Genomic DNA, 25,457 nt, shown 5'->3' on the forward strand with positions numbered 1-25,457 from the left:
GATGGCCTCGCGCAAGGACAGACTGAAGAAGTTGGTCAAGGTGCAGGAGCAGTTGAAGGCGGTGCACGAAAGCCGTCATGCCAGCTTCCTCTCCGCGGCCGCGGCGGCCGAATCGGAAGCAAAGGAACTCATCGGGCATTTCGACGCTGACAGCTCGCTGGCCGGCCTGTTCCCGGAACTTTACCATCGCCGGATTGCGAACGCGCTCGGCCAACAAAAACAGAATCTTGAAAGCGCCCGGGAGGAGGCGACGTTGATCGCCGCCGCGACCGCGCGGACCAACATGGTCGAGCGCGCCTATAGGGACGCTCGCCGCCGCGACGAGCGCGAACGCTCAGACCGCGAGCGGCTGGACCTCATTGCCCAGAAGCGGGGACATGACTAGGGCAATCAGGAAAAGCATGAAACGGTTGGGCTCGGCGACGTCGCCGTGGCCTCCCGTCCGGACTTGCGTCAAACCAAGGAGATAGAGCGGTGGATCCGGCGCGCGGCGAACGAGGCTGTCAGATGCCGGTCGCCGTCGTGCCGACCGACTTGGCCGCCCCGATCCGCTCCCAGCGCCTGCCATTGCCCTGCGCCTGCCGGGCGAAATAGTTGTAGGGCGTGCTGGACCAATCACGGACCGCGCTGGTGAGGTTGTCGAGCACCAGGTCGCCCTCGTTGGTGCGCACCGTCAGCACCGTGTGTCCCTCGCCGTGATAGCTTGCCACGGTCAACAGCAGCGCCGAGGCCGGCCAGCCGCGCTTCATCAGTTCGAGCTTCTTCAGTATCGCGATATCCTCGCAATCGCCGGACACGGTCGGCACGCGCCAGTCGTCGTTCTTGCCGACAACGGCTCGATCACTGACCTCGGTAATGCGTGAATTGACCGAAAGGTTGATCTCGTTCAATTGCGCGCTGAGCTGAGGCCGCAGGGCGACGACCTTTGTTCCGCCGGCCGTGCTGCAGAGGCTGGGTTGGCGGCTGCAGAACGAATAGAAGGCCGGCGGTGGGAACGCCTTGCCTTTGGTTTGCATCGCCGTTCCGGCCTGGGCGGCAAATGGGCTGGCAACCGACAGCAGAAATGCGATCAGCACGACATCGCTTTTCACGATCAACGTCTCCAAGGCGTGGTCTCGAGGATGAGGGGGCGGGGTTAATTAGTCGTTTTCAAAACCCCGAATTGCGCCGGCGGCGGGGCAACACCGTTAAAATATTAATACCTGCTAAAATAAGATTTGAGCTTGTACGAAGCTACGGAGGGGTTCGGCCGAACGATCGATCGATGAGGTGACTCTCTGGCGGCGGGCGCGCCACCGCTTGGAGCGGGCTGCACTGCACCTCGCCATCCCCGCAAGCCTGCCACAAGCTTGTTGCGTCATTGTGCAACGGACATAACCGGCAAAAGGCAGTGCTTTCTTGGCGATTTCACCTCCCAGCGACATCGTGATGGACGTCGCCCGTGCGGCGGAGCCGGCCGACGTCGAGGCCGCGCGGGCAGCACTCGCGAGGCGGGCCGGCGGTGCCGGGGAGACCTTCTCGATCGACCAGACTGCCTCGGTCGAGGCGGGCTCGGTGCTCTCGCGCGCCGCTGCCGACAAGGCCGAGGCGGCAAATCCGGCTAAAAAGTTCCAGCGCTTCGAGGCGATGGTGCTGACCACTTTCATCCAGAACATGATGCCTAAGGACACCGAGGGCGTTTACGGCAAGGGTCTGGCCGGCGACATGTGGAAATCGCAGCTTGCCGAAAAGGTAGCCGATGTCATGGCCGCGCATGGCGGGATCGGCATCGCGAGATCGATGCTTGCCGACCATTATCTGGACGGCAAACACAAGGTGCCGGTCGGGTCCGTTGGGGGCGGACCGGACAAAGCCGAGATCGACCAGCAGACCAGGCTTTCGACCTCCCTGGTCGACGAGCTCGAGCGCAAGGCCGCCCGGTCTATGACCGGTGACGACACAACCATAAAAACGGACATCAAGATCTAGGGACCTACATGGCCGACCAAACGGACCTTTCCAACCTGCCTGCACGAACCACCGCCGCGGAAGCACCGATGGCATCTGCACGGCCTGGCAACCTCGCCGCCATCATTGGCCGGATCGAGGAGGCGGTGGACGAGGAGACGGTGGGTATCCGCAGCGGCACCAGCTACGACCTTAAGGCCTCGAATGCCCGCAAAAGCCGCTATCTCTACGAACTGACCCGCGCGCTGAAGGGCGCCAATGAGATCGAGTTCCTCGAGCAGCATCGCGAAGGGCTGGCGCGGCTGCGCCAGAAGCTGGCAAAGAACGAGGCGGCTATTCTTGCCCATCTCAATGCCGTCAACGAGGTCGCCACGCTGTTGAAGAACGCCATCCAGCGCGCCGATGCCGACGGCACCTACTCGGCAGGCGAATTCGGATATGCCCGGGCTTGAATGAGATGACTGCGGAGCAAGGTAGGATTCGGTGATCAAATTCCTCGCCGCAGCGCTTTGGATCTGCGCCGTAACCCTCGGCGCGGTGTTTTATTCGTTCCAGGCGGCGGGCGAGCGCGGCGTCGGTGAGCCGCCGAAGCCGATGCTGGGCGGTCTCGACTACGTCAAGACCGACATCATTTCGGTACCGCTCGTCCGCGATGCCAAAATCGACGGCTATTTTCTCACCAAACTCGTCTACACGGTGGAGCCGGATCAGATAAAGAAACTGTCGATCCCGGCGCCGGCCATCATTACCGATCAGGTCTATTCCTACCTCTATTCCAATCCGCAGATCGATTTCACCAAGAAGGACACGATCGATCTCGATGCTTTCCGCAAAGCGATCCGCGAGACCGTCAACGCCCGCGTCGGCGTCGAGCTGGTGCATGACGTGCTGATCGACCAGGTCAACTTCCTGTCCAAGGACGAAATCCGCGACAACGCCATCCGCCGCCGGAAGACTGCCGGCGAGACCGCGCAAGCGATGACCAAGGCGTTCCAGCCGGAGCATTGATCGGCTCTCGGCGATCGACTGGCGGGTTCACACCCTCGTCTGGTGATGCGACATGCCGCATGGCAGCCACGTTGACGTAAACGTCAACCCGAAGCTATATGCGCCGATGGCTGTCGCCGCGCTGCCGCGCGACGCGGCGCTTCGCCCAGCGGCCAAGGCCGATGCGCGTCAAACGCAACCAAACGAGGAGAACCGCCATGGGCGTTCAGGAGATTGCCGACAAGATCAGGTCGCGCGTGGCAAGCGCCGGCTTCGAGCATTCGGTCAAGTTCGACACTGGCAGCGACGGCGTCATCGTGATCGACGGCGCGACCGTCTCGACCGCCGACGCCCCGACCGACTGCACGATCAAGCTCTCGCTCGACGATCTCGATTCGCTGATCGCCGGCGACCTCAACCCGACCATGGCCTTCATGGCCGGCAAGCTGAAGGTCGAGGGCGACATGACGGTCGCCATGGCGCTCAGCCAGTTGCTCGGCTGACCGCCAGCCAACTATTTTAGAAGAGCGATGTGGCGCCGCGTTTTTGAACGCGCGGCGCCGCATCGGTAATGCCTCCGACAGTCAGGCGACGAAATCCAGCGCCTTGACCTTGCGGCCGGCGGCCTTGAACGTGCCCGCGGCCCCGTCGAGCGAGCCCTCCTTCAGCTCGAGCGCCAGCAGGCGGTGCCGCTCATAGGGCCCAGGCATGGCGAGCGAGCCGGTGCGGTCGGCCGAAAAACCGAACCGCCCGTAATAGGGTGCATCGCCGACGAGCAGGATCGCGCCGTGACCGAGCCGCGCAGCCTCGGCGATCGCGTGCCGCATCAGCGCCGAGCCGATGCCGCCGCTCCTCAGGCCCGGCTCGACTGCCAGCGGCCCAAGCAGCAGCGCTGCCGGACCACCCTCGCCCAGCGTCACGTCCCACAGCCGAACCGTACCGACGAGCGCGCCCGACGGGTCGCGCGCGACAAAGGCCAGGCCTTCCGACGGCCGGCGGCCACGCCGCAGTTTCTCGGACGACTTCTTCCTGCGCTTCGGCCCCATGGCGCGGTCGAGCAGCGCTTCGCGCGCCTGCATATCACCGATGCCTTCGGCAACGATGACGAAGGCCGGCGCAATCTCCCCCCTCGAGCGGGAGATGTCGCCAAAGGCGACAGAGGGGGTCGTTGCGCATGTAATACCGGCGCCCAGCGTGACGAGAAGCGGCGCTGGCGCTCCACGCGCGACGCCCCCCTCTGACCGCTGCGCGGCCATCTCCCCCTCGAGGGGGGAGACCCGGCGCGCAGCGCCCTCGATGATGAAATCTGCAAAGTCCATTTCCGCGATCCTTCACGAGCGGAGATCTGTTCCACAAGCGAGCCCGGGCGGGCGATGTCACCCACACCGGTTGATCTGAAGGCTCGCGCCTTCAGATCACGTAGGATCGGAGAGGCTCGAAGCCGTTGAAGGCGACCGACGAATAGGTGGTCGTGTAGGCGCCAGTACCTTCGATCAGCACCTCATCGCCGATGGTGAGCGACAGAGGCAGGGGATAAGGCGTCTTCTCGTAGAGCACATCGGCCGAATCGCAGGTCGGGCCGGCGAGCACGCAGGGTGCGGTCTCCGATCCGTCGCGCGGCGTCACGATCGGATAGCGGATCGCCTCGTCCATGGTCTCGGCGAGGCCCCCGAACTTGCCGATGTCGAGGAACACCCAGCGCACATTGTCATTGTCGGCCTTCTTCGAGATCAGCACGACTTCCGACTTGATGACGCCGGCATTGCCGACCATGCCGCGACCCGGCTCGATGATCGTCTCGGGCAGCGCGTTGCCGAAATGCTTGCGCAGCGCCGAGAAGATCGCCTGGCCATAGGCCTGCGCCGCCGGCACGTCCTTCAGGTAACGGGTCGGGAAACCGCCGCCCATGTTGACCATCTTCAAGACGATGCCTTCCTCGGCGAGCGTGGCGAACACCTTCTTGGCATCGCCCAGCGCGCGGTCCCAAGCCGAGAGATCGGTCTGCTGCGAGCCGACATGGAACGACACGCCATAAGCGTCGAGGCCGAGCGCCTTGGCATGTCGCAGCACATTCACCGCCATTGCCGGCACGCAGCCGAACTTGCGCGACAGCGGCCATTCGGCACCCTCGCCGTCGGTGAGCACGCGGCAGAACACGCGCGAGCCCGGGGCGGCGCGGGCGATCTTCTCGACCTCCTCAACGCAATCCACGGCATAGAGGCGGATGCCGAGCTGGTAGGCGCGCGCAATGTCGCGCTCCTTCTTGATGGTGTTGCCGAAGGAAATGCGATCCGCCGGCGCGCCGGCATCCATCGCCATCTCGACCTCGGCAACCGATGCGGTGTCGAAGGACGAGCCCATCGCAGCAAGCAGGCGCAGGATCTCCGGCGCCGGGTTTGCTTTCACCGCATAGTAGATTTTGGAATCGGGCAACGCCTTCTCGAAGGCGCGGAAATTGTCGCGCACGACATCGAGGTCGACGACGAGGCAGGGGCCGTTCGGACGTCGGGTGGCGAGAAAATCAAGGATGCGCTGGGTAGCCATCGAGGTCTCTCCATCTGCGCCTTTCGGCGCGCACAAAGGCTGCGGGACGCGGGCGCTCGGCCTCGCGAACTCGCGGTGGACAAAGGCGGGACGGAAAATCCGTGGAACCAGCCGGTGGAGACCCCGGAACCACGGATCGCCGTCTCGCGGCGGTGAACCTGGCCTTGCCCGGCCTCGGTTCGCTTTGTCTGCCTTGGCTTGGATGGGAGGACCCGTCCGCACTGCCGGCAATGAAGGTGTGCCTCTTCAGTAACCCCGGTCTTTGGACGACCGGCAGACACCAGAAAGGCCCGCACCGTCGTTGCTTCAAGGTGTCCTCGGTCTTGTGGTTGGCCACTGACCGACTGGAGGGGTTGGCTCCAGTTACCTTACCGATTGCCCTCACCATTCGAGGATCGGCGGACACCCACAGGCACGTGCGACTTTGGGCAAGCGCGATATAAGAGCGAAGGGTTTCACAATCAATAAAAATCGTCAGCGCCGGTTGTAAAAATTGCGGCATCGAACAATGTTTGTGGACCGTATTCGGAAATCGAACAATGCCAGGCACCCACGGCCCTCTCAACGCCTTCCTCGATCTGCGTCAAATGCCCGTGGCCAATGCGGAATTTGGCCCGTTGGCCGGCCTGCGCCTAGCCGTGAAGGACATCTATGACGTCGCCGGCTATCGCACCGGCTGCGGCAACCCGCGCAAGTTCGAACAGGCTCACGCCGCCTCGCGGACGGCCGAGGCCGTGCAGTTGATTCTCGATGCCGGTGCGCGATTCGTCGGCAAGACGCAAACCGACGAGCTCGCCTTCTCGCTGTTCGGCCAGAATTCGCATTTCCCGTTTCCGGTGAACGCAGCCGCTCCGGATCGCGTGACCGGCGGCTCCTCGTCAGGTTCGGCGGCAGCAGTCGCCGGCGGCCTTGCCGACATCGCCGTCGGCTCCGACACCGGCGGCTCGATCCGCGCGCCGGCGAGCTTCTGCGGGTTGATCGGGCTGCGCACCAGTCACGGCCGGGTATCGCTCGAGGGCGCCATGAAGCTCGCGCCGAGCTTCGACACCTTCGGCTGGTTCGCCGGCGACATAGAAGCTTACGAAGTGGCCGGCAAGCTTCTGCTCGGACGCGATCCACACCAGCATCCGCTCAACCGCCCGCTGTCGATCGGCTGGCTCGATGCCTTTGTTTCCGGGCCGACGGAAGCCGCCGAATATGCGCGGATGAAGGCACAGGCAGCAGCCGTCGTCGGCGAGCCGACCGAAACCGAACACGCCTTCGCCTCCTCCCCGGATGATCTCTACTGGTGCTTTCGTCGGCTGCAGGCCTTCGAGGCCTGGCAGGTGCATGGCGGCTGGATTTCGGCAGGCGATCACGGGCTTGGTCCAGGTGTCGACGAGCGTTTCGGCTTCGGCCGCACGATCGATGCAAAGACTGTCGAAGCCGAAACGGCGCGTCGGGCAGCCTTCCGTTTCGAGTTCGGCAAGCTGCTCGGCAACGGCGGCTTTCTTGTTCTGCCGACCGTGCCGGGTGCAGCGCCACTGAAGACCAGCACGCCGGAGCAGTTCCAGGCCTATCGCGAGAGGGCGCTGCATCTTTTGTGCCTGGCCGGGTTGTCGGGCTTCCCGCAGATCACCTTGCCGCTCGGTTCCGTCGACGGCGCGCCCTTCGGCCTGTCGCTGCTCGGCCCTTCCGGCAGCGACGTCGCCCTGATACGGCTCGGCCGCACGATTCTCGACGCGGCCCGAAAGGTCTGATCATGGATACATTGACCCGCATGCGCGCCTTCATCGACGTCGTCGAGGCCGAAGGCTTCTCGGCCGCCGCCCGCAAGATCGGCCGTTCCAAGGCGCTGCTGTCGAAATATGTGCGCGAGCTTGAGGACGAACTCGGCGCGCTGTTGTTGAACCGCACCACGCGGCAGTTCTCGCTGACCGAAGCCGGCCACACCTATTATCAGCGCGCCTCCGAAATCGTGCGCGAGGTCGACAGCCTCGCCGATGCCGTGCGCGAATCTTCCGGCGACGTGCGCGGCCGCATCAAGCTCTCGGCGGCGCGCACCTTCGCCGACGCGCCGATCGGCCAGTCGCTGATCGACTTTGCCAAGCAGCATCCGGACATCGTGCTCGACATCCATCTCGACGACCGCTTCGTCGACCTTGTCGAGGAGGGCTTCGATGTCGCCGTGCGCATTTCGCGGCTGGAGAACTCGTCGCTGATCGCGCGGCGCCTCGGGCCGTTTTCGATCAAGCTCTGCGCGTCGCCGGACCTGCTCGCAAAGCATGGCATCCCGACGCGCCCGCAGGATCTTTCCAACATGCCCTGCATCGTCGACACCAACGGCCGCTCTTTAGCCAACTGGCGCTTCAAGGGAGACGGCGAGGATTCGGTGAGCGTCACCGTGTCGGGGCCGATCGAGGTCAACAGTCCGATGGCGGCGAGAGCAGCCGCCGTGTCGGGCCTGGGCTTCACCATCCTGCCGGATTTCATCGCTGCGCCCGAAGTCGCGTCGGGCAAGCTGGTGACGGTGCTCGACGACCGCATCCTCTCGGGCAGCGGCATCTTCGCGGTCTATCCGCATCGCCGCTATTTGCCCGCCAAGGTCCGTGTCTTCGTCGATTTCCTGGTGCACTGGTTCAGGACGCGCGACGCTGCGTGAAGCACGTCCCCCGAAGGTGGGAACCGTTTTCGGCACAAGGACATGCGCAGAATCAGACCTAAAAGCGCATCGGGCGAATCTGGAAAAAGCGCGACGCTCTCCGAGAGCGCGTCCCAATTTCGCCCCCTTTCTGTTAACTCTCGGAGCCCACTCCCAAAGTCGATGGAATCGCGGCCCGGAATGCACCTGAAACGGCAAGCAATCGTACTGGCTTCGGCAATTGCGGCCACCTTTGCCGCGGTAGAGCCCGCCCAGGTGCACCCGCACGTCTTCGCCGAGGCTCGCCTCGACGTCATCCTCGGCGCGGATCACCAAAGTGTGACGGCGCTGCGCCACCTTTGGCGCTTCGACGATCTGTTTTCGAGTACAGTGATGATGGAGTTCGACAAGAACTCCGATCTGAAGCTTGACGACCAAGAGCTCAAGGAAGTGGCCGACACCGTCCATTCCTCGCTGGCCGAGTTCAACTATTTCCAGCTGGTCACGCAGGACGGCAAGGACGTGGCCATGGTCCCTCCGCCGCATCTAATGGCGAGCTTCGACAACGACCAGCTGATCATTCTGTTCGAGTCGCAGCCGAAGACGCCGATCAAACTCGCCGGCAAGATCGACATCGGCGTCTACGATCCGACCTTCTACACGGCGATCGACTTCACCGACGACGCCAACCTCACCGTTGAGGGATTGCCCGCGAATTGCACCAAGAAGGTGATCCGTCCCGATCCGGACGAAGCGATCAAGGAAAACCAGAAGACCCTGACGGAAGCCTTCTTCAACGATCCGACGGGCACCGACATGAGCAAGATCTTCGCCACCAAGCTCGAACTGAACTGTCCGCCGGAAGGATAATCGGTGATGAAACCGTCGCTGCGCTTGGCGCTCGGCCTCGCGGCCGCCACCTTGGTCATGACGCATTTACCTGGCGTCGCCCATGCCCAGAGCTCGCTCGGCATCGGCACCAATGACGGCATGGCGCCGAGCACGACCGGTCCGTTCGCCCATATCCTGATGTGGATCAATCTCAGGCAGCAGGAATTCTACCATTCGCTGGCGGCCGCGATGAAAGCCATGCGCCAGGACGGCAGCAAGCTCTGGCTGCTGGTCGGCCTGTCCTTCGCCTACGGCATTTTCCACGCCGCCGGGCCCGGCCACGGCAAGGCGGTGATTTCATCCTACATGGTCGCCAACGAAGTGGCGCTGAAGCGCGGGATCATGCTGTCCTTCGTCTCGGCGCTGCTGCAGGGGCTGACCGCGGTCGTCGTCATGATGCTTGCCTATTTCGTGCTGCGCGGCACGGCGGTGTCGATGACCGACGCGGCATGGTTTCTTGAGATCTCCAGTTATGTGCTGGTGACGCTGTTCGGCGCCTGGCTACTGTGGCGCAAGGCGGGCCCGGCCATTCTTCGGCGGTTCGGCGCCGGTCCGGCCTACAGCCTGTCGGCGGCCCATGCCGGCCACTCGCGTGGCGGGCACTCGCATGCTCACGCGCATGCCCATGCCGGTCATTCCCACTCCCATTCGCATTCCGCGCATGCCCACTCGACGCACTCGCACGCGCATCACGACCATGGTCATGCCGCGCATTCGCATGCGCACAGCGATGAGGCGACTGATCACAAGGCGCATGATCACGACCACGCGGCGCACGACCATGCTCACGCTGGGCATCATCACCACGGCCCGGGCGAAGTCTGCGACACCTGCGGCCATTCGCACGCGCCGGATCCGGCGCTGCTTTCGGGCGATCGCTTCGACTGGAAGACCGCCTGGTCGGCGGTGGCCGCCGTCGGCATCCGCCCCTGCTCCGGCGCGCTGATCGTGCTGAGCTTCGCGCTCCTCAACGGACTCTGGCTCGGCGGCCTGCTCTCGGTGCTCGCCATGTCGATCGGCACCGCGATCACCGTCTCAGCGCTGGCGACGATCGCGGTGACGGCCAAGAACTGGGCTGTCTATTTCGCCGGCGACGGACGCATCGGCAACCGCATCCATTCGATCGTCGAGATCGGCGGCGCCGCCTTCATCTTCGTCGTTGGCCTGCTGCTCTTGTCGGCCAGCCTGACGGGCGGCGTCTGAAGCCGACCGGAACTGTCACCCAATCTTTCCGTCGAGTTCGTCCTCGATATAGGCGCGGATGATCTCGTCGAAATTCTTCTCGGCGACAAAACCCAGTTCCCGCGAGCGGCGCGCCTCGAAGCGCGTCGGCCAGCCTCTGACGATCGCCCAGATCGTTTCGTCGGGCTGCTCGCGGATCCGTTTGACCACCTCGGCGCCGGCTATGCGCGCGAGCGCTTCGATCTGCTCGCCGACCGTGACGGCCACGCCGGGCATGGTGAGATTGCGCCGCGGCCCGACCTTATCGCCATCGATTTCGGCCGCATGGATCAGGAAATTCACCGCCGATCGCGGGCTGGCATGCGTGTGCAGCACCGAGCGCGGCACCGGCAGGATCGCCTCCTGGCCGCTGAGCGGCTCGCGGATAATCCCTGAGAAGAAGCTCGACGCCGCCTTGTTCGGCCTGCCCGGCCGCACGCAGATGGTGGGCAGCCGGATGCCGATGCCGTCGAAGACTCCGCGCCGCGAGTAGTCGGCAAGCAGCGCCTCACTGATCAGCTTCTGCGTGCCGTAGGAGGTGAGCGGCGTCGGATGGAACTCGTCCGGGATGACATCCGGGAACGGCGCGCCGAACACCGCGATCGACGAGGTGAAGACAAGGCGCGGCGCGAAGCCCGCCACCCGCACCGCGTCGAACAAAGCGCGCGTGCCGTCGAGATTGACGCGGTAGCCGAGGTCGAAATTGGCCTCCGCCTCGCCGGAAACGATGCCGGCGAGATGGAAAATCACGTCCGGGCGGGAAGCAACGAGCTTGGCCGTCGCACCGGGCGTGGAAAGATCGCCGGTGTGGATCGAGACATCGACTCCGGCGAGCGTCGGCGCCTGCGGCGGCACGATATCATGCAGATCGAGCGCGGTTATTTTGCGCCCGCGCAGCACACCGTCCTTGGCCAGCCTTGCGATCAGCTTGCGGCCAACCATGCCGGCGGCGCCGGTAATCAGAACTCTCATCTCATAGACCCTTCTTGCGTTGGCTGCGTCCGCGCAGCCACAGGACGACGAACAGCCCCACCATGAAGAGCGCGGCGATGACGACCGCAAGGACCGTCGAGACCTTGCCGGCGGCCAGCATGATGGTCGGCAGGAAATAGGCGGCGAGGCCGAACAGGAGCAGTATCCAGGCCGCGGCGATCGCCGCGTTGCGCGTCTCGCGATCCATCAGGCGCCGTCCCTCGATCCGAAGCTCATCACCGGCTCAGTGATAGTGGCGGCGATCGCGAGGCGCATCATGCACATGGTCGTGATCATGGTGATGATCGTGCTCGTCATGGCTGTCGGCGCACAGGCCGAACTCGGGCTCCACCGTTGCATGATCGATCCCGTGCTTCGCCGCAAGCCGCTTCTTGATGGCGCTCACCGCAGCATGCGCATCGACGCCGTCATTCAGGCAGGCATGCAGCGTCGCCATGTTGCTGGTGCCGTCGAGCGACCAGACATGCATGTGATGCACCTCCCGCACGCCCTTGACCGCGGCTTCCAGATCCTTGGCGATGAGATCGCGATCGAGGCTTGCCGGCACGCCTTCGAGCAGCACATGGGCGGCCTCGCGCATCAGCGACCACGCCGTCGACAGGATCAGCAGCGCCACTAGCACGGAGAGGATCGGATCGATCGGCGTCCAGCCAGTGGCGAGGATGATGAGGGCCGCAGCGATTGCCGCGGCCGAGCCAAGCAGGTCGCCCAGCACATGCAGTATGGCGCCGCGCATGTTGAGGCTCTCGCGGTCGCCGCCATGCAGCACGAGGAAGGAGGCGACGTTGACCAGCAGGCCGGCGACCGCCACCACCAGCATCGGCCCGCCCAGCACCGGCGCCGGGTGCATCAGCCGCCCCCAGGCCTCGTAGACGATCCAAAGCGCGATGACGAAGATGGCGATGCCGTTGGTGTAGGCGACCAGCGTCTTCACGCGAGCGAAGCCGTAGGTGAGACGCCCGGTAGCCGGACGTCCGGTGAGATGGAAGGCATACCAGGCAAGGCCGAGCGCGATCGCGTCCGCCAGCATATGGCCGGCATCCGCGAGCAGCGCCAGCGAGCCGGTGAGCCAGCCGCCGAGCGCCTCCGCGATCATGAAGCCGGCTGTCAGGCAGCCCGCGACGAGAACGCGCTTCTTGTCGGTCGACCCGTGCACGTCATCGGCGCCGTGGCTGTGGGCGTGTGAGCCGTGATCATGCGCCATCGCGCAACTCCTGCTACGCGCCGGACTCGGCGCGGAAATCCTCGAGCCGTCGCTTTTGGCGGCCCTCGCCATCGAAATTCGCCGGATCGAGCCAGGCCTCATAGGCCTTGCGCAGCGCCGGCCACTCCTTGTCGATGATCGAATACCACGCCGTATCGCGGTTTTCGCCCTTCACCACAAGATGCTGGCGGAAAATGCCTTCGAACTTGAAGCCGAAACGTTCCGCCGCACGTTTCGACGGCTCGTTGCGGTTGTTGCATTTCCATTCGTAGCGGCGATAGCCGAGCTCGTCGAAGGCATATTTGGTGAACAGGAACTGTGCTTCCGTCGCCTGCGGCCTGCGCGAGATCAGCGGCCCCCAATAGATGTTGCCGATCTCGATGACGCCGTTGGCGGCATCAATGCGCATCAGCGTCTGACGTCCGGCGACCTTGCCGCTCGCCTTATCGATGACGGCGAAGAACAGCGGATCCTCGCTCGCCTCGACTTTGTCCAGCCATGGCTGGAAGGCGGCGCGGTTCTCGGGCGGGTAGTCCGGCAGCCAGGCGAAGCGGCCTCCGGCATCGGGCACCGACGACGCTTCATAGAGCCCGTCGCCGTGCTTTGACGCGCTCAGCGGTTCGAGCCGGACATAGCTACCTTCCAGCGCCTTGCGTTCGGGGCGCGGGCGTGCCTGCCAATTCTTCAGATTTTCCGACACCGACCGCTCCAATCCGTTTGACTTTTCCTGGCGCACGCTCACAAAAACGCTCGCCCACAGAAAGAACCACAGGGACGGGAAAAATGCTCCACACCATCGCGGCCTTCGATCGTCTCGGCGAGGAAAATGCCTTTGCGGTGCTCGCGCGGGCAACGGCGCTTGCCCATCAGGGCCGCGACATCATCAACCTCGGCATCGGCCAGCCCGACTTCAAGACGCCGCAGCATATCGTCGAGGCGGCGATTAAGGCGCTGCGCGACGGCCACCACGGCTACACGCCTGCCAACGGCCTTTTAGCCACGCGCGAGGCCGTCGTGCGCCGCACGCTGACCACCACCGGCGTCGAAGTATCGCCCGAGAGCGTGATGATCCTGCCCGGCGGCAAGCCGACCATGTTCGCCGCGATCCTGATGTTCGGCGAGCCGGGGGCGGAGATTCTTTATCCCGATCCCGGCTTTCCGATTTATCGTTCGATGATCGAGTTCACGGGTGCTGCTCCAATCCCGGTGCCGATCCGCGAGGAGAACGGCTTTGCCTTCTCGGCGGAAGAGACGCTGGCGCTCATCACGCCGAAGACGAGGCTGCTGATCCTAAACTCGCCCGCCAATCCGACCGGCGGCGTGACCGCGCGGGAGGAGATCGCCAAACTCGTGAAGGGCTTGGAGAAGCACCCTGAGGTCGCGATCCTCTCCGACGAAATCTACGATGTCATGACCTATGGCGGCGAGACCCACTGCTCGCTGCTCAACTTTCCGGAACTCCGCGACAGGCTGATCGTGCTCAACGGCTGGTCCAAGACCTGGGCGATGACCGGCTGGCGCATGGGCTGGTCGATCTGGCCAAACGGCGAAAAGGGCGCCTATCTCTACGACAAGGTGCGCAAGCTTGCGGTCAACTGCTGGTCCTGCGTCAACGCGCCGAGCCAGTATGCCGGCATCGCCGCGATAGACGGCCCGCAGGACGATGTCGAAAAGATGATGCTCGCCTTCGACAACCGCAGGAAGATAGTGGTCGAAGGGCTGAACGCGCTCCCCGGCATTTCCTGCATCACGCCGAAGGGCGCCTTCTACACCTTCCCCAATGTTTCGAAGACCGGCTGGAAGGCCAAGAAGCTTGCCTCGGCGCTGTTGGAGGATGCCGGCGTAGCGCTGATCGGCGGCCCCGATTTCGGCGTGCTCGGCGAAGGCTATGTCCGGCTTTCCTACGCCAATTCCGAGGAGAACATATTGCGAGCGCTGGAGCGGATCGAAGGGTTCTTGACGAAATAGAGCCTCAACCCCCTCACCCGCGGCCGACGAACGGCATCTTCGTCGCCATCACCGTCATGAACAGCACATTGGCGTCGAGCGGCAGGCTCGCCATGTGAAGCACCGCGTCGGCGACGCGCTGGACATCCATCACCGCTTCGGCGGCGATGGAGCCGTTGGCCTGCGGCACGCCGACGGTCATCGCCTGCGCCATCTCGGTCAGCGCATTGCCGATGTCGATCTGGCCGCAGGCAATGTCATAGGGCCGGCCGTCGAGCGCCAGGGTCTTGGTCAGGCCGGTGATGGCATGCTTGGTCGCCGTGTAGGGCGCTGAGCCCGGCCGCGGCGCATAGGCCGACACCGAGCCATTGTTGATGATGCGCCCACCCATCGGCTTTTGCCGGCGCATGACGCCGAAGGCGGCACGGGCGCATAGGAAGGAGCCGGTCAGGTTGACGCCGACGACATCGTTCCAGACCTCGACCGGGATCTCGTCGATCAGCGTCGACTTGTAGCCCATGCCGGCATTGTTGAAGAGCAGGTCGACGCGCCCGAACGCCTCCACCACTGTCTCGAACATGTCGTCGACTTCGCCGGCCTTGCTGATGTCGCATGCAACGGCAAGCGCCCTGGCGCTGGTCTTCCCGGCCTCGGCGATCGCCTCCTCGAGCAGCGTCTTGCGGCGGCCGCAGAACACGGTGTTCCAGCCTGCCTTGAGCAGCGTGGTGGCGACGCTCTTGCCGATGCCGGTGCCGGCGCCGGTTACGATGGCTGTTTTCTCTGTCATGGCGGTCATCGTCCTCGCTCCCCGTCACTGCTGGAAGAAGACGTGGCATCGCAAATGACGGAGGGCGTGGCAAGCGGCTATTGTCGGCAAGAAAGCGGAGCCGACAAAAAGGGCGGTCATTGGCGACCGCCCCTCATCTGAACCGCGCTTGGGAGGAGGATAAGCCGGTCCGACTGGTTAGAATGATGCGCTTGCTGGGTTAACGAAAGATTAACGGCCAGCAGCACGTCCGATGCGCGTTTACCAACCGGCAATTTGCTGGCGCGGATCGGGCACGGTTCAAGCCGGCGCCTTCGCCGCCGAGACCGTCGCCTCGACATGGTCGACCAGCGCGTCCGGCAGGCCGAGGCGGCCGGCTAGCAGGTCGAGATAGCCGCGCTCCGTACGGGTGTCGGGATCGATGGTGAGGCGCGAGGCGGTGTAGAGCTCAACCTTCTGCGCATCGGTCTTGGCGCCGGCGATCAGGACGTCGAGATCGAGCGGGCGTTCAAGCTCATCCAGCAGAAATTTTTCCGCTTCGGCACCGATGCCGGCGAGCTTGAGCTTGTCGGCGATTTTCTGCCGCTCCTCGTCATCCACATGACCGTCCGCCTTGGCTGCGGAGATCATCGCCCGCACCAGGGTCAGCGTGAATTCGGCCTCGCCCTGCGGCGCCTGCGAGGGATGGAAGGCGGTGTCCTTGGGCGGCGGCAGCAACTCGGGCTCGCCGGCCACGGGTTCTTGTGCCGGCACATTGCCGGCCTTGTAGTTCTGGTAGGCCTTGTAGGCGAGGCCGCCAATGGCTGCCAGGCCGCCGAGCTTCATGGCAGCGCCCGTCACCTGTCGACCGGGGCCGGTGCCGAGCAGCACCGCCGCCAGCGCGCCGGCGGCGAGCGGATTGTCCTTCGCCATCTGCACCGCCTGCCCCGCCTTGTCGCGAACGGTCGATCCCGTGCCGGGAATTTGCGAGCCGAAAAGGTCGTCGAGCAGCTTCTTGGGGTCGAGCATCAATGCCTCCAGAATTGGCCCGGCCGAATGCGCCCGGGCGGGGTTTCGGATCGGCAAGACGTAGGCCCCGCGCATTGACATTACAATGAACGGGCGGATGATTTGACGAAACCTGGGCTGCTCAGCTTCCGATGTGGCGCTTGGCGCCCCGCGCATGCGCGAGTTCCACCTGGCGATGGCGCTCGGCGTAGCGCGCGCGGTCCTCGTCCGAGCGCGCTTCGAAGCAATGCGGGCATGAGACGCCGACCGTATATTTCGGCGAGAGCCGGTCCTCGACGGTGAGCGGATGGCGGCAGGCGCGGCAGAGTTCGGCTTCGCCCTCGGCCAGGCCATGCGACACCGATACCCGCTCGTCGAAGACGAAGCATTCGCCCTGCCACAGGCTCTCTTCGGCCGGCACCTCTTCGAGATATTTCAGGATGCCGCCCTTAAGGTGGAAGACCTGCCTGAAGCCCAGCGACTTCACGTAAGCGGTCGCCTTCTCGCAGCGAATGCCGCCGGTGCAGAACATCGCCACCTTGCGGCCTTCGAGCTCCTCGCGGTGCTCTTCGACCCAGCCCGGGAACTCGCGAAAGCTGGCGGTGTTGGGATCGACCGCGCCCTTGAAGGTGCCGATCGAAACCTCGTAGGCGTTGCGCGTGTCGATGACCAACGTGTCGGCGTCCGAGATCAGCGCGTTCCAATCGGCCGGCGCGACATAGGTGCCGGCGCTGCTCGCCGGATCGAGATTGTCGACGCCCATCGTGACGATCTCGCGCTTCAGCCGCACCTTCATGCGGTGGAACGGCATCTCGGCGGCGGTGCTGTATTTCACTTCCAGGCCGGCAAGCGCTTCGATCGCCTCCAGGTGATCGATAAGCGCGGCGATCGCTGCCTCGCTGCCGGCGACCGTGCCGTTGATGCCCTCATGCGCCAAAAGCAGCGTGCCCTTGATGCCGCGTCCGCAGCAGAAGGCGGCAAGCGGCGCGCGCAGCGCTTGGTAATTGTCGAGCCACGCAAACTTGTAGAGCGCGGCAACGCGGACCGGCTGAATTTCCTTGTTTGTTGTCACGCCCATGCCACTAGACCGTGCTGAAAGCCGTTTCAAGGCGGAGCGGACGGGCCGCGTGACATTGCGACACGCCCGCCTTCGTGGACTCGGAATACCCCTTCTGCTAATCGGTTGAAATCGACCGAAACGGAGAGACAAGCCAATGACCAGCAAGACCGAAAAGCTTCTGTCGCTCCTCAACGGCCAGCCGGTCATCCCGGTGCTCAAGATCGCCAATGTCGCCGACGCCGTGCCGCTCGCTCGCGCTCTGTCGCGCGGCGGCTTGAGGGCGATCGAGATCACGCTGCGCACCGCCGATGCGCTGGAAGCGATCCGCCGCGTCGCGGCCGAAGTCGAGGATGCGGTTGTCGGTGCCGGCACCATTCTCGATGCCAAGCAGTTCGACGAGGCGGCACGCGCCGGCTCGAAATTCATCGTCAGCCCCGGCATTACGAGCCAGCTTCTCGACGCGGCCAAGGACAGCCCCGTGCCGCTGCTGCCCGGCGCCATCACCCCCGGGGAGATCATGGCTGCGCGCGAAGCCGGCCTGCGCTTCCTGAAATTCTTCCCGGCCGAACAGTCGGGCGGCATCGCATCGCTGAAGGCCTTCGCCTCGCCGCTCGCCGACGTGAAATTCTGCCCGACCGGCGGCATAACGGCCAAGAACGCCGCCGACTATCTGAGCCTCCCCAACGTCATCTGCGTCGGCGGCTCGTGGGTTGCGCCCGACGAACTCATCAAGGCCGGCAAATGGGATGAGATCGAAGCCCTGGCGCGCGCGGCGAGCAAGCTCGCCTAACGCAATTCCAGGAAGTGTGGGCACCGGTTCTTCCGTCCGGATCGTGTAAAGAACCCCTGGAGCGGTTCAGCGGTCTATCAAACGCTGAACCGCTCCAGGGCTGGACATGCGGTCAGTGGCAGACCTTGACCTTCTCGACGACCTTGCGGTGGTGAACCCAATGGGTGACCACCTTGGTTCTGCAGTGATGCTTGCCGGTCTTGACGATAACGGTTTCGGCCTGCGTTGGAGCCACGGCAGCCGATGCCGCGGCCAGAGCGAGAACTGACGCCAATAGAATCTTCTTCATGAATATCCCCAGTTTGGAACGAACGCATCCTAACCCGAAAAAGCGCGGCCCGTTCCGGTCTCACGAGAAGTTTAAGCGTGCGTGATGGCATGCCGGTGCGGGCCGAAAACCAGCCGCCGGCTGGTTCCCGCTCATGGATTCGAACCACGATTCACGCCTTCAAAGGGCGCTGTCCTACCGTTAGACGAAGCGGGAAAAGACCACGCGGGAAACCCGCGCCGTTCAAACTATGCTGCCGTGATAAAAAGCAAAAGCCGCGCTGTTGTTCAACGCGGCTGTTGCGGCACTGGCAGGCTCGTTATTTCGTCTGGAAGCGGGCGACCGAAAGGAACTTCACCGCGTTGCCGGTGAACCGGCTGGCGTCCGGCAATTGCGCATCCGTCTGGAAGCCGGCCGTGTAGACCTCGCTCGGCGGCGTGTGCACGATATTGTAGGCATAGCGCGGTGCCGTGGTCGGATCGGAAACGGTGGCGATGTTGTCGCCGCTGCCCAGCGCCCAGCGCGCTGCCTGCGGCGGCGTTGCCACCACCATTGCCTTCGGGCCGGGCTTCAGGTCGTTGGCGGACGCCCTGGCCTCCTTGCGCGTCGTCTTCACGCCAGCGCCGATCGCCTGCGCCGGATCGGTGCCGGCGGGGCGTGCGGCAATGGCTTGACGCGGCGAAGCTGCATCGAGACCCGACGGATCGTTGAATGCCGAGCGTGGCTCCGGCGCAGTCAGCGAAGCGACTTCGTATTCGGCCCCACTCGAGCCGGCCACGGTGGTCGCGCTGGCCTGCTCGAGCACCGCTTTGATCTCATCCGGCTTGCCCGTGTCGGGCCGCGCGGTCGGCAGCACCGAGAAGGCGTCGGTCGCGCTCTTGTCCTGCGAGGCGGTTTCCGCCAGCGCCAGAAGCACGCCCTTGTCCTTGGGCGCAAGTTCCCTCGGCAGATCGGGCCGCCTCGTCGGCAGCGGAACATTGTTGAACGCCCCCTGCGCGGGATCGGCTGCGGCCTGCGCCGCGCCGGCGGCCATGCCGAACGGTACGTTGGCCGGAGCATGCGCCGTCGCCACCGCCTGCTCAGCCGTGGCCGAGGCGTCCGCCACGGCGAACGGCACGTTTTCAGCCGTCTGCTGGCCGACATCGGCCTTGGGCCTCGGCGCGAAGGCGGGCAGAGGAACCTCCTTCGGCGGCAGCGCGGCAATGATGGTTTCGGGCGTGTCCTGCTGCGGTTGCGAATCGTCCGAGCTGTCATCGGCGATCTGCGGGATGTTGGCGCGCTTGGCATCCTGCGGCGAGACGATCGCGATGCCCGGCAGGCTGCCGCTGTTGCCGCTCTTGGCGGCCGCCACCTGCTTCACAGCTTTCGGCTGGGGTGTGGGTTGGGCGCTCGCGACATCGGCGCTGTCGTCGGCCTCGTCGTCGCCGCCGCCGAACCAGGCCGCAAACAGTCCGCCGGACCGCTTGGTCGAGCCGCCGGCGCTGGCCAGCTCGATATTGGGGGTGCCGGCGCCCTTGCGCGCCTTGTAGGCGGCCAGAGCCTGCTCATAGCCAGGCAGCGGCCGGCCGTCGCTCGGCACGTGCAGCGTCTTGCCGTTCGGGAACAGGCTGACCAGTTCCTGACGGCTGATACCCGGCCAGTGGCGGACATTGCCGACATCCATGTGGACGAACGGAGAACCGGAATTCGGATAGTAGCCGACGCCGCCGCCCTGCATCTTGAGGCCGATGTTGCGCAGCTTCTTCAGCGGCACGCCGGGGATGTAGAAGTCCATCGCCTTGCCAAGCATGTGCTGGCTTTTCTCGGCGACACCGCGGCTGCGGCTGCGCAGCATCGAATTGGTAGACGGCGAGCGATAGCCGCAGACCACCTGGATGTAGTCGGTCGCTCCGCTTTGCCGATAGGCTTCCCACACCAGATCGAGCAGCCGCGGATCCATCTTGGTCGGCTCGTTGCGGCGCCAGTCGCGCAGGATGATGTTGATCTTGCGCAGGCCTGCGGGATCGTAGCGGCCGTTGCGCTTGTAGACGATCTCGGCCTTTTCGTGCGTGTGCAGGTGATAGAGCTTCAGCGAACGGACTTCGGCTTTCGCGCCGGAAGCGGCTGCCGAGAGGAACCCGACGGCCAAAATCACAAACGTCAGCCACCTTGGCCAGACGCTCATGTGAAAATGCCGCCCGTTCGTGTGTCGTTCGACTTGGTTCAAATCAAAAGGCCTTGCAGGCTGCCGTTTGTCCCCGGATTTGCCCAAACGGATGCGTGGTTCTCACATACGAATATCGATCCTAATGGTTAATCATCGCTTATTGGAGCCGAAATGCGGTAACACCGTGGCGATATCCCGTCAAAAATGATGCACCACGTTTCGTGGTAAATCGCTGGTTTAGATCGAGAATTCGGCTTTGGCCCAAACACAATCTGTTACCGATTGCGTTAAATGCGTGATCGCGAACACGCAAGCGACTGAAAAAGCGCCTTCAGAAACGAAAAACCGACGATTTAAGTCGGAATATAAACCGGTAGGCTGGGCTGGGCTTGCGTCTCAAGAGGCAAGTGGATCAAGCCGACCCGCTTCGGGGTCAATGCCATATTCCTTCAACTTGCGGTAAAGCGTAGAGCGCCCGATGCCGAGGCGGCGCGCCACCTCGCTCATCTGGCCGTTATAGTGGTCGATCGCAAGCTTGATCATCTCGAACTCGACATCGGCCAGCGCCCGCACATTGCCGCGCTCGTCCAAGGCCCTCAGCGTGCCGAATCGCGGCTGCAGCCGCGCCCGCGCCTCGGCCTCGTGCGAACCTGCCGCCGCTCCATTAGAGACGGCCTGATCGCCCGGCTGCGGCTCGTCCGCGACCGGTGCCACGGCAGTCGCAGGCTCGGCATCGAGCTTCACCGTGCCTTCGACCTGCGCGCGGATCTGTGGGAATTCCTCTTCGGTCAGCAATTCGCCTTCGGCGAGCACCGACGCCCTGAACACCGCATTTTCCAGCTGGCGGATGTTGCCCGGCCAATCGTAGGCCTGCAGCATCGCCAGCGCTTTGGCCGATATGCCGGTGAGACGATGACGCGGATCGGCCGGCGCCACCTTCTCCATGAAATGCCTGACCAGATGGGGGATGTCCTCGCGCCGGTCGCGCAGCGGCGGCACGAAGATCGGATAGACGTTCAGGCGATAAAATAGGTCCTCGCGGAATTTGCCGTCCTTGACCTGCTGCAAAAGATTCCGATGCGTCGCCGAGATCAGCCGGATGTCGACCTTGACGGTCGAACGGCCGCCGACCGGGTCGACCTCGCCCTCCTGCACGGCGCGCAGCAGCTTGACCTGGACGTCGAGCGGCAGGTCGCCGATCTCGTCCAGGAACAGCGTGCCCGAATGCGCCTCGACGAATTTGCCGGTGTGCTTGTCCGTGGCGCCGGTGAAGGAACCCTTCTCATGGCCGAACAGGATCGATTCCACCAGATTGTCGGGGATGGCGCCGCAATTGACGGTGACGAAGGGTTTCGAGCGGCGGTCGCCGCTGCCCTGGATGGCGCGCGCCACCAACTCCTTGCCCACCCCCGATTCGCCCTCGATCAGGATCGGGATGTTGGAGGCCGCCGCCTTCTGGCCGAGCCGGATCACCCGGTCCATCGCCGGGCTGCGGGTGATCAGATCCTTGAAGGTGAGATGGCCGCCGCGACGCCGCGACGTGCGCTTCACCTCATCCTCGACCGCTTCGACCTTCAAAGCATTGGAAATCGAGGTCTGCAGCCGGTCGGGCGAGGCCGGCTTGACGACGAAATCGAAAGCGCCGTGGCGCATGGCCGAGACAACGGTTTCGATGCCGCCCTGCGCGGTCTGCACGATGACCGGGAGATTGATGGCGCGCTCGCGCATCGCCTTCAGCACGCCGATGCCGTCGAGACCGGGCATGACCAGGTCGAGGATGACGACCGACACATCGCGCGCCTTCGGTCCGTCCAGCACATCGAGACCCGCCTCGCCGCCGTCGGTGACGATGGCGCTGTGGCCGAATTTCGTGACCGCCGCCTCGAGCAGCCTGCGCTGCACGGGATCGTCATCGACTATGAGTACGGAACCTGTCATGACTCTTTGAATTATCCGCCCGATAAATCCCCATGGATCATCTTGGCACAGGGTTCTAAATAAGGTTTCAAAAAACCCGGTGAACGAATTCCTTAGGATTTGACCGGCTTCTCCTTTCCCGTTGATTCGAAGAAGGTATTGTCGATGCGCATGATGTTTGGTCAGCGGCTTGCGGCGACGGCGTCTGGCCAGGCCGCGGCGGAACTTGGCGATCTGCCGGAGTGGAATCTCGCCGATCTCTATTCCGGTATGGAAGCGCCGGAGCTGAAGCGTGACATCGCCCGGGCGGCAAGCGACGCCATCGCCTTCGAGGTCCGCTGGAAGGGCACGTTGGCCGCCGAAGCCGAGCGTGGCGCCGCCGGCCGGCTCGGCGAGGCGCTGAAGGCCTACGAGGCGCTGGAGGAACTGATCGGCCGCATCGTCTCCTATGCCGGGCTTGTCTATGCCGGCAACACCGCCGATCCGCAGCGCGCCAAGCTCTATGGCGACATCCAGGAGAAGATGACGGATGCCAGCGCGCATCTTTTGTTCTTCGCGCTGGAGCTCAACCTGATCGACGACGCGGTGATCGAAGCAGCACTCGCGGCCGACCCGGCCTTCGCCCACTACCGCCCCTGGGTGCTCGACCTCAGGAAGGACAAGCCGTACCAGCTCGAGGATCGGGTCGAGCAGTTGTTCCACGAGAAGTCGGTCACTGGACGCGGCGCCTGGAACCGCCTGTTCGACGAGACGATGACCGATCTGCGATTCGACGTCGATGGCGAGGAGCTGACGCTGGAGCCGGCGCTGAACCGACTGCAGGACGCGGATGGCGAAGTGCGCCGCCGCGCCTCCGAGGCGCTCGCCGCGACCTTCCGCAAGAACCTGCGCACCTTCACGCTCATCACCAACACGCTGGCCAAGGATAAGGAGATCTCCGACCGCTGGCGCGGCTTCGAGGACATCGCCGATTCGCGCCATCTCGCCAACCGCGTCGAACGCGGCGTGGTCGATGCTTTGGCCGCGGCCGTGCGCGAAGCCTATCCGCGCCTGTCGCACCGCTACTATCAGATGAAGGCGCGCTGGCTCGGCATGGACGTCATGAACCACTGGGACCGCAACGCGCCGCTGCCCGAGACCCCGCAGTCGGTGATCCGCTGGGACGACGCCAGGGACACGGTGCTGTCAGCCTATCAGCGTTTCTCGCCGAAGATGGCGGAAATCGCGCGGACCTTCTTCGACCGCAAATGGATTGATGCGCCGGTCAGGCCGGGCAAATCGCCCGGCGCCTTCGCCCACCCGACCGTGCCTTCGGCGCATCCCTACGTGCTCCTCAACTACATGGGCAAGCCGCGCGATGTGATGACGCTGGCGCATGAGCTGGGCCACGGCGTTCACCAGGTGCTGGCCGCCGGCCAGGGCGCGCTGATGGCGTCCACCCCGCTGACGCTGGCCGAGACCGCCTCCGTCTTCGGAGAGATGCTGACCTTCCGCTCGCTGCTCGACCAGACCTCCGACAAGCGCGAGCGCAAGGCCATGCTCGCCCAGAAGGTCGAGGACATGATCAATACCGTCGTGCGCCAGATCGCCTTCTACGAGTTCGAGCGCAAGGTGCATGCCGAGCGCCGCAACGGCGAGCTGACCTCGGACAGGCTGGGCCAGTTCTGGCTTGAGGTGCAGGCTGAAAGCCTGGGGCCGGCGATCAAGTTGCGCGATGGCTACGAGGTCTTCTGGACTTATATCCCGCACTTCATCCACTCGCCCTTCTACGTCTACGCCTATGCCTTCGGCGACTGCCTGGTCAACTCGCTCTACGCCGTCTACCAGAACGCCGAGCGCGGCTTTCAGGAGAAGTATTTCGAGATGCTGCGCGCCGGCGGCACCAAGCATCATTCGGAACTGCTGGCGCCCTTCGGCCTCGACGCCACGGATCCGGCCTTCTGGCAGATCGGCCTGGGTGTGATCGGCGCGCTGATCGACGAGCTGGAGGCGCTCGACAAATGACGGGTGCTCGCCTGGCGGCATAGACCGGGAACAGTTTGGCCGGAACGCATACTTGTGCTGTTCTTGAATAACTCTGCCCGCACTTTTCAATTAGCTTTGCGCAGGCCGTGTGCTAGCGTAGACCCCAAGCTCAACCGGACGCGACAGCAAGGCCGGAGGCGGCCCTAGCGTTGCTTCAGCGAGAGCGATAGCGGCCGTCGGGCCGCAGCCGGAGGAGGGCCAGCCGCCAGCGATTGGAGGGGCGGTTCCGCCCAGCGCGCGGAACGATTGACGATCCCTGCGGCAAGGCCGCCGTTTGCGACCGCGGCCCGATCGGACTGGAGAGGGAAATGAGCACTTTCTTCTATATGCTCCTGGCGTTCGTTGTCGGTGTCCTGGTTGGCTGGTTCATCTGGGGCCGCCTGCGTGGCGAGCTCGACAGCCTGCGCGGCGAACTCGGTCGCGCCAAGAGCGAACGCGACCGGTTTAGCGCCGATACCTACCGCCTGAGCGGCGAGCTCGACGCATGCGGCCGCAGCCGCGCCGATCTCGAACGCAAGCTGCGCGAAGCGCCGACCTCTTCCGCCAAGGCGGGAACCGACAAAGCCTCCGCGCCGGCGCCTGCGGCGCTGATGTCGACCCCGACCCCAGCCAGATCCTCATCTGCAAGACCGTCAGCGGCAAAATCGGCTTCGACCAAATCCGCCGCGGCCAAGCCGGCAGCGGCAAAGACGGCCGCCGCGGCGCCAAAGAAGGCGCCGGCTCCGAAGAAAGCCGCCGCCCCGAAGGCGACCACCGGCAAGGCGGACAATCTGCGCCGCCTGATCGGCATCGGCCCGGTCAATGAAAAGCTGCTCAAGGCGCAGGGCGTCACGTCCTATGCCCAGATCGCCGCTTGGACCGATGCCGACGTCAAGCGCGTCGAGGAGGTGCTCAATTTCGACGGCCGCATCGCGCGCGAGAAATGGATCGAGCAGGCGAAACTGCTGGCCGCGGGCGACGAGGCCGAATTCGCTAGCCGGTTCCCCACGGCGGCGACCTCGAACAACAACTGATCTCGCTGTGTCTTCCCAGCGCAGGCGGCGTCCATTGGGCGCCGTTTTTGCTTTGGACCAGATGCCTTTACGCCCTCCGACGCCGCTCTCTCGATTGCGCCTCGCCGCGCCCCCATATAGAGCGATCGACT

At 64.4% G+C, this 25,457-nt stretch carries 26 protein-coding genes and 1 tRNA gene; 13 read left to right on the forward strand and 14 right to left on the reverse strand.

The features are described 5' to 3' along the window. The first annotated feature begins 1 nt into the window (after window position 1). Window positions 2-385: a hypothetical protein gene (locus EOD29_RS05250; RefSeq protein ID WP_127246068.1), complete on the forward strand. Its 384-nt coding sequence runs from the start codon at window positions 2-4 to the stop codon at window positions 383-385. A gap of 118 nt (window positions 386-503) precedes the next feature. On the opposite strand, the gene EOD29_RS05255 is transcribed toward EOD29_RS05250, so the two are convergent. Beyond that, entirely contained in the window at window positions 504-1,091 is a 588-nt protein-coding gene (locus tag EOD29_RS05255; RefSeq protein ID WP_067327052.1) for a transglutaminase-like cysteine peptidase, read from the reverse strand. Between the two features lie 307 nt (window positions 1,092-1,398). Between EOD29_RS05255 and EOD29_RS05260 the strand changes: the two genes are divergently transcribed. The 4 genes from EOD29_RS05260 to EOD29_RS05275 all read left to right on the forward strand — a co-directional run bounded on the left by EOD29_RS05260 (window position 1,399) and on the right by EOD29_RS05275 (window position 3,437). Beyond that, entirely contained in the window at window positions 1,399-1,968 is a 570-nt protein-coding gene (locus EOD29_RS05260) for a rod-binding protein (protein ID WP_067325995.1), read from the forward strand. 8 nt (window positions 1,969-1,976) lie between these two features. Beyond that, window positions 1,977-2,399, forward strand: a complete 423-nt coding sequence (locus tag EOD29_RS05265; protein ID WP_127246069.1) for a hypothetical protein — start codon at window positions 1,977-1,979, stop codon at window positions 2,397-2,399. 31 nt (window positions 2,400-2,430) lie between these two features. Continuing rightward, on the forward strand, window positions 2,431-2,955 hold the full coding sequence (locus EOD29_RS05270; RefSeq protein WP_095823408.1) for a hypothetical protein: 525 nt from the start codon (window positions 2,431-2,433) through the stop codon (window positions 2,953-2,955). A 197-nt stretch (window positions 2,956-3,152) separates the two neighbouring features. After that, on the forward strand, window positions 3,153-3,437 hold the full coding sequence (locus EOD29_RS05275) for an SCP2 sterol-binding domain-containing protein (protein WP_067002744.1): 285 nt from the start codon (window positions 3,153-3,155) through the stop codon (window positions 3,435-3,437). An 81-nt stretch (window positions 3,438-3,518) separates the two neighbouring features. On the opposite strand, the gene EOD29_RS05280 is transcribed toward EOD29_RS05275, so the two are convergent. Both EOD29_RS05280 and odc2 read right to left on the reverse strand, forming a co-directional pair. Beyond that, window positions 3,519-4,013, reverse strand: a complete 495-nt coding sequence (locus EOD29_RS05280; RefSeq protein WP_095823582.1) for an N-acetyltransferase — start codon at window positions 4,011-4,013, stop codon at window positions 3,519-3,521. Window positions 4,014-4,344: 331 nt separating this feature from the next. Beyond that, entirely contained in the window at window positions 4,345-5,478 is a 1,134-nt protein-coding gene (gene odc2, locus EOD29_RS05285) for an ornithine/lysine decarboxylase (RefSeq protein ID WP_095823409.1), read from the reverse strand. 539 nt (window positions 5,479-6,017) lie between these two features. On the opposite strand from odc2, the gene EOD29_RS05290 reads away from it, so the two are divergent. The 4 genes from EOD29_RS05290 to EOD29_RS05305 all read left to right on the forward strand — a co-directional run bounded on the left by EOD29_RS05290 (window position 6,018) and on the right by EOD29_RS05305 (window position 10,192). Next, complete coding sequence (locus tag EOD29_RS05290) at window positions 6,018-7,217, forward strand: amidase (protein ID WP_127246070.1); 1,200 nt, start codon at window positions 6,018-6,020, stop codon at window positions 7,215-7,217. 2 nt (window positions 7,218-7,219) lie between these two features. Then, window positions 7,220-8,119, forward strand: coding sequence for a LysR family transcriptional regulator (locus EOD29_RS05295; protein ID WP_127246071.1), 900 nt, complete (start codon window positions 7,220-7,222; stop codon window positions 8,117-8,119). A 180-nt stretch (window positions 8,120-8,299) separates the two neighbouring features. Further along, window positions 8,300-8,968: a DUF1007 family protein gene (locus EOD29_RS05300; RefSeq protein ID WP_127246072.1), complete on the forward strand. Its 669-nt coding sequence runs from the start codon at window positions 8,300-8,302 to the stop codon at window positions 8,966-8,968. A 6-nt stretch (window positions 8,969-8,974) separates the two neighbouring features. Further along, entirely contained in the window at window positions 8,975-10,192 is a 1,218-nt protein-coding gene (locus tag EOD29_RS05305) for a nickel/cobalt transporter (RefSeq protein ID WP_127246073.1), read from the forward strand. A 15-nt stretch (window positions 10,193-10,207) separates the two neighbouring features. Here the strand turns inward: EOD29_RS05305 and denD are convergent, their stop codons facing one another. From denD to EOD29_RS05325, 4 genes are read right to left on the reverse strand one after another with little or no spacing between them, the layout of a single operon-like run. Continuing rightward, window positions 10,208-11,182: a D-erythronate dehydrogenase gene (gene denD / locus EOD29_RS05310; RefSeq protein ID WP_095800464.1), complete on the reverse strand. Its 975-nt coding sequence runs from the start codon at window positions 11,180-11,182 to the stop codon at window positions 10,208-10,210. A 1-nt stretch (window position 11,183) separates the two neighbouring features. After that, window positions 11,184-11,390 carry a hypothetical protein gene (locus EOD29_RS05315; RefSeq protein WP_095777137.1) on the reverse strand — a complete coding sequence of 69 codons (207 nt, stop codon included), beginning with the start codon at window positions 11,388-11,390 and terminating at the stop codon, window positions 11,184-11,186. 36 nt (window positions 11,391-11,426) lie between these two features. Continuing rightward, window positions 11,427-12,407, reverse strand: a complete 981-nt coding sequence (locus EOD29_RS05320; protein WP_095823413.1) for a cation diffusion facilitator family transporter — start codon at window positions 12,405-12,407, stop codon at window positions 11,427-11,429. A gap of 13 nt (window positions 12,408-12,420) precedes the next feature. Continuing rightward, a complete protein-coding gene (locus tag EOD29_RS05325) occupies window positions 12,421-13,107 on the reverse strand; it encodes a GNAT family protein (protein WP_127246074.1) in 687 nt (228 codons plus the stop codon). An 83-nt stretch (window positions 13,108-13,190) separates the two neighbouring features. Here EOD29_RS05325 and EOD29_RS05330 point away from each other — a divergent pair, with 83 nt between their 5' ends. After that, a complete protein-coding gene (locus tag EOD29_RS05330) occupies window positions 13,191-14,375 on the forward strand; it encodes a pyridoxal phosphate-dependent aminotransferase (RefSeq protein ID WP_127246075.1) in 1,185 nt (394 codons plus the stop codon). A 13-nt stretch (window positions 14,376-14,388) separates the two neighbouring features. Here the strand turns inward: EOD29_RS05330 and EOD29_RS05335 are convergent, their stop codons facing one another. The 3 genes from EOD29_RS05335 to EOD29_RS05345 form a co-directional block, all read right to left on the reverse strand. Continuing rightward, the gene (locus EOD29_RS05335) at window positions 14,389-15,141 is read right to left on the reverse strand and encodes an SDR family oxidoreductase (protein ID WP_082953977.1); all 753 of its coding nucleotides are present in this window, start codon (window positions 15,139-15,141) and stop codon (window positions 14,389-14,391) included. A gap of 279 nt (window positions 15,142-15,420) precedes the next feature. Beyond that, window positions 15,421-16,128 (reverse strand): tellurite resistance TerB family protein, encoded by a 708-nt coding sequence (locus EOD29_RS05340; RefSeq protein ID WP_095823584.1) that lies wholly within the window; start codon window positions 16,126-16,128, stop codon window positions 15,421-15,423. Between the two features lie 121 nt (window positions 16,129-16,249). Next, window positions 16,250-17,185, reverse strand: a complete 936-nt coding sequence (locus EOD29_RS05345; protein WP_127246076.1) for a rhodanese-related sulfurtransferase — start codon at window positions 17,183-17,185, stop codon at window positions 16,250-16,252. A gap of 136 nt (window positions 17,186-17,321) precedes the next feature. On the opposite strand from EOD29_RS05345, the gene EOD29_RS05350 reads away from it, so the two are divergent. After that, window positions 17,322-17,957 carry a 2-dehydro-3-deoxy-phosphogluconate aldolase gene (locus EOD29_RS05350; RefSeq protein ID WP_095823416.1) on the forward strand — a complete coding sequence of 212 codons (636 nt, stop codon included), beginning with the start codon at window positions 17,322-17,324 and terminating at the stop codon, window positions 17,955-17,957. 112 nt (window positions 17,958-18,069) lie between these two features. Here EOD29_RS05350 and EOD29_RS35810 read toward each other — a convergent pair whose 3' ends face one another. The 4 genes from EOD29_RS35810 to EOD29_RS05365 form a co-directional block, all read right to left on the reverse strand. Continuing rightward, window positions 18,070-18,246: a hypothetical protein gene (locus EOD29_RS35810; protein ID WP_082980697.1), complete on the reverse strand. Its 177-nt coding sequence runs from the start codon at window positions 18,244-18,246 to the stop codon at window positions 18,070-18,072. A 121-nt stretch (window positions 18,247-18,367) separates the two neighbouring features. Further along, window positions 18,368-18,441: transfer RNA gene (locus EOD29_RS05355), tRNA-Gln, on the reverse strand. A gap of 103 nt (window positions 18,442-18,544) precedes the next feature. Continuing rightward, entirely contained in the window at window positions 18,545-20,389 is a 1,845-nt protein-coding gene (locus tag EOD29_RS05360) for a DUF882 domain-containing protein (protein WP_127246077.1), read from the reverse strand. A 378-nt stretch (window positions 20,390-20,767) separates the two neighbouring features. Then, window positions 20,768-22,309 (reverse strand): sigma-54 dependent transcriptional regulator, encoded by a 1,542-nt coding sequence (locus tag EOD29_RS05365; protein ID WP_127246078.1) that lies wholly within the window; start codon window positions 22,307-22,309, stop codon window positions 20,768-20,770. A 144-nt stretch (window positions 22,310-22,453) separates the two neighbouring features. Between EOD29_RS05365 and EOD29_RS05370 the strand changes: the two genes are divergently transcribed. Further along, a complete protein-coding gene (locus EOD29_RS05370; protein WP_164757308.1) occupies window positions 22,454-24,292 on the forward strand; it encodes a M3 family oligoendopeptidase in 1,839 nt (612 codons plus the stop codon). A 329-nt stretch (window positions 24,293-24,621) separates the two neighbouring features. Then, the gene (locus EOD29_RS05375; protein ID WP_067325955.1) at window positions 24,622-25,326 is read left to right on the forward strand and encodes an NADH dehydrogenase; all 705 of its coding nucleotides are present in this window, start codon (window positions 24,622-24,624) and stop codon (window positions 25,324-25,326) included. Window positions 25,327-25,457: the final 131 nt, after the last annotated feature.

It is taken from the genome of Mesorhizobium sp. M1A.T.Ca.IN.004.03.1.1 (genome assembly GCF_003997555.1).
GTDB lineage: Bacteria > Pseudomonadota > Alphaproteobacteria > Rhizobiales > Rhizobiaceae > Mesorhizobium.

Bases quoted from the DNA above. Each gene is read 5' to 3' on its own strand.
- EOD29_RS05300 (WP_127246072.1), top strand. From the start codon at position 8,300: ATGCACCTGAAACGGCAAGCAATCGTACTGGCTTCGGCAATTGCGGCC.
- EOD29_RS05305 (WP_127246073.1), top strand. From the start codon at position 8,975: ATGAAACCGTCGCTGCGCTTGGCGCTCGGCCTCGCGGCCGCCACCTTG.
- EOD29_RS05315 (WP_095777137.1), bottom strand. From the start codon at position 11,390: ATGGATCGCGAGACGCGCAACGCGGCGATCGCCGCGGCCTGGATACTG.
- EOD29_RS05250 (WP_127246068.1), top strand. From the start codon at position 2: ATGGCCTCGCGCAAGGACAGACTGAAGAAGTTGGTCAAGGTGCAGGAG.
- odc2 (WP_095823409.1), bottom strand. From the start codon at position 5,478: ATGGCTACCCAGCGCATCCTTGATTTTCTCGCCACCCGACGTCCGAAC.
- EOD29_RS05330 (WP_127246075.1), top strand. From the start codon at position 13,191: ATGCTCCACACCATCGCGGCCTTCGATCGTCTCGGCGAGGAAAATGCC.
- EOD29_RS05275 (WP_067002744.1), top strand. From the start codon at position 3,153: ATGGGCGTTCAGGAGATTGCCGACAAGATCAGGTCGCGCGTGGCAAGC.
- EOD29_RS05370 (WP_164757308.1), top strand. From the start codon at position 22,454: ATGCGCATGATGTTTGGTCAGCGGCTTGCGGCGACGGCGTCTGGCCAG.
- EOD29_RS05280 (WP_095823582.1), bottom strand. From the start codon at position 4,013: ATGCAGGCGCGCGAAGCGCTGCTCGACCGCGCCATGGGGCCGAAGCGC.
- EOD29_RS05340 (WP_095823584.1), bottom strand. From the start codon at position 16,128: ATGCTCGACCCCAAGAAGCTGCTCGACGACCTTTTCGGCTCGCAAATT.
- EOD29_RS05360 (WP_127246077.1), bottom strand. From the start codon at position 20,389: ATGAGCGTCTGGCCAAGGTGGCTGACGTTTGTGATTTTGGCCGTCGGG.
- EOD29_RS05365 (WP_127246078.1), bottom strand. From the start codon at position 22,309: ATGACAGGTTCCGTACTCATAGTCGATGACGATCCCGTGCAGCGCAGG.
- EOD29_RS05265 (WP_127246069.1), top strand. From the start codon at position 1,977: ATGGCCGACCAAACGGACCTTTCCAACCTGCCTGCACGAACCACCGCC.
- EOD29_RS05320 (WP_095823413.1), bottom strand. From the start codon at position 12,407: ATGGCGCATGATCACGGCTCACACGCCCACAGCCACGGCGCCGATGAC.
- EOD29_RS05290 (WP_127246070.1), top strand. From the start codon at position 6,018: ATGCCAGGCACCCACGGCCCTCTCAACGCCTTCCTCGATCTGCGTCAA.
- EOD29_RS05335 (WP_082953977.1), bottom strand. From the start codon at position 15,141: ATGACAGAGAAAACAGCCATCGTAACCGGCGCCGGCACCGGCATCGGC.
- denD (WP_095800464.1), bottom strand. From the start codon at position 11,182: ATGAGAGTTCTGATTACCGGCGCCGCCGGCATGGTTGGCCGCAAGCTG.
- EOD29_RS05350 (WP_095823416.1), top strand. From the start codon at position 17,322: ATGACCAGCAAGACCGAAAAGCTTCTGTCGCTCCTCAACGGCCAGCCG.
- EOD29_RS35810 (WP_082980697.1), bottom strand. From the start codon at position 18,246: ATGAAGAAGATTCTATTGGCGTCAGTTCTCGCTCTGGCCGCGGCATCG.
- EOD29_RS05375 (WP_067325955.1), top strand. From the start codon at position 24,622: ATGAGCACTTTCTTCTATATGCTCCTGGCGTTCGTTGTCGGTGTCCTG.
- EOD29_RS05295 (WP_127246071.1), top strand. From the start codon at position 7,220: ATGGATACATTGACCCGCATGCGCGCCTTCATCGACGTCGTCGAGGCC.
- EOD29_RS05345 (WP_127246076.1), bottom strand. From the start codon at position 17,185: ATGGGCGTGACAACAAACAAGGAAATTCAGCCGGTCCGCGTTGCCGCG.